At 55.4% G+C, this 2,271-nt stretch carries 2 protein-coding genes; both read right to left on the bottom strand.

The window, feature by feature from the left end; translation table 11 throughout:
• Positions 1-292: 292 nt before the first annotated feature.
• Positions 293-892: a hypothetical protein gene (locus AC13CE_RS00010; RefSeq protein ID WP_482971042.1), complete on the bottom strand. Its 600-nt coding sequence runs from the start codon at positions 890-892 to the stop codon at positions 293-295.
• A 326-nt stretch (positions 893-1,218) separates the two neighbouring features.
• Positions 1,219-2,082 (bottom strand): GGDEF domain-containing protein, encoded by an 864-nt coding sequence (locus tag AC13CE_RS00005; RefSeq protein ID WP_482971041.1) that lies wholly within the window; start codon positions 2,080-2,082, stop codon positions 1,219-1,221.
• Between the last annotated feature and the right edge of the window lie 189 nt (positions 2,083-2,271).

The raw sequence follows: 2,271 nt of genomic DNA, 5'->3' as shown, positions 1-2,271 counted from the left end.
ATGCTTCAGATCATGGGGGGCATGCCCCCCATGATCTGATGACCAGACTGGCGGCATAATCACATCCGGGATTAGCTTAACTTCGCCGCCAACCTGTCCAAGAAGGCGGGACCACCTCAGACCTTCCACTTACGACGCCTTTTCGGATACTGGTTGCTTTCGGCAAGAGCTTGCAACATCGGATGAATGTTGAGCCATTTGGACATCGAGCGACGCCCACGTGTCGCGCCTCGACAAGGACGTGCTGCGCGAGGCTACTAATAAGATCGCTGACTTCATCGAGCAGCGGACGTCAGGCCGGTAGCGGCCAAATCTGATCGATCTCAGAGCGGTTGAAGCGCAAGTCGGTGTAGGTAACTGTCGTCCATTCGCTTGCGACGCGAATTTGATTTTGGGCAATGTTCAACGTCGCACTCGACAGGTTCCATTGACCCAAAGAATCCAGTGCACCAGTGCCTTCATAACGGCCCCACACACTTGGGCTATGCAGGCTCAATCCATCGGCAAATTCTGTGTTTACTCGCTGCCCGGTGATTTCATCCTCGGCCACACCTTGCGCGAAAAGGTAGTCGCGGATTTGAGATACAACATCCTTCAGAGTCATGTCAGGCATCGGTGGACCGACGAGTATGGGACCAGCGATACCGTCTGTGTCCGTCAAAATCGCTACTTGCCGCTTTAAGCGACGGTTTTGAATTCCCGTCACAGCAAGCAAGATCACAAGCACTGTGACCAGCCAAATCCAAAGCGGAAAGTCGAGCAAGAACGCTAGCCAAGTCCAAGTCGGCTTTGGCCAACCGAACACCGTCATTCCAGCCGCATAAGTGCCGAGAGCGGTGGAAGCGCTTAAGAGGGCGCGGCTAATCCATTTCCAAGCCGTGGCGAGAGACATGACTTATCTTTAAGCTGAAGAACTTCAGCGAACGATAGCTCTGGCGAAAGACTGCACAGAATCGTTCCGACTTTAGAACGCACCTCACAACCGGCCTAGTTGCCGCCGACCCTGTGCTGAACGAATGACAGCTCTTGGGCGACAATGGTGACGATCGGAATGACCAATATGAGGGCGCTTTTCTGACCGACCGCCATGGGGCCGCATGCTGACTTGTCCGCTTTCAGTGAAGTAGGACTGAGAAGCGGACTAAGCTTAGGCCTTCCGGGATTCTCAAAAATCAATTGCTGGACGAAACGCTACGTGCCTCGGATACGCAAGGTCCGTCATAAGCAGACAAGAAAGTTCGAGGCATCTCTCTTCGCAATGTAGAGCGCCCTATCGGCTGCCTCGAACAATCTCTGCGGATCCAATCGCTCTCCTTGTCCGACGAAGGCGAGACCGACCGAGACGTTGAGTGGTAGTAACTCGCCCTTCCAAGGCACAGGGCTTCTAAGACTGCCGATGCGCGATCGCACAGCGATCTCCGCTTCGTGAGATGAACTAACTGGCGGGGCCAGAACTGCAAATTCGTCGCCGCCGATCCTGGCTATCATACTCGCTTCGGGAAACGCATTTCGCAGCCGCTCTCCGAAAGCGGCAAGACATGCATCCCCGCCCGAGTGTCCCCACCGGTCGTTGAGCCGCTTAAACTCGTCCATGTCGAATAAAATTAGCGCCCCGACATCGGTATGAGCAGTCTCATCTGGTTGGTCCAGGAAACGCTGAAAGCGTGCGCGGTTTCCAACGCCAGTGAGCGGATCCAGTTCGGCCGCAGCTCTTAGGGCCTCCCACCGGGCATGGTCCTCGGTAATGTCCTGCTTCATACCGTAAAGAGTTCTGGCTCGCCCACCGGAGCTTCGCGTTGCGGCGTTTATTCGTATCCAGCGTTCCTCGCCGTCAGGGCGCACGATTTTGGCGTCGAGCGAAAAGGCTCCGCCCGTTTCGATTGCATGTGATCGTCTTCGCTCGAGTAGCTCGCGTGACTGTTTGCAATAGAGTTCGACAATGCTCTGGCGCTCGAGTTGCTGCTCGGGCGAAAGTCCGAAGAGTTCAAAAACTCCACCTGTCCAGGCAAGACGTTCGCTTTCGATATCGCAGGACCAAGCGCCCACAGCTGCGAGTGATACGGCCTGATCGTACAGCTCCAAGGGGTTCGCCTCCTCGCCGACTGATAAGTCAGAGCCTCGGTTGAAGGCCTTCGGTGCGAGTATTTTGTTCTGAGGTGGTCCCGCCTTCTTGGACAGGTTGGCGGCGAAGTTAAGCTAATCCCGGATGTGATTATGCCGCCAGTCTGGTCATCAGATCATGGGGGGCATGCCCCCCATGATCTGAAGCAT

Source organism: Qipengyuania sp. B-5 (assembly GCF_056857815.1).
The sequence above is the reverse complement of the archived record's forward strand: the minus strand, read 5'-3'. Positions and strand labels throughout refer to the sequence as shown.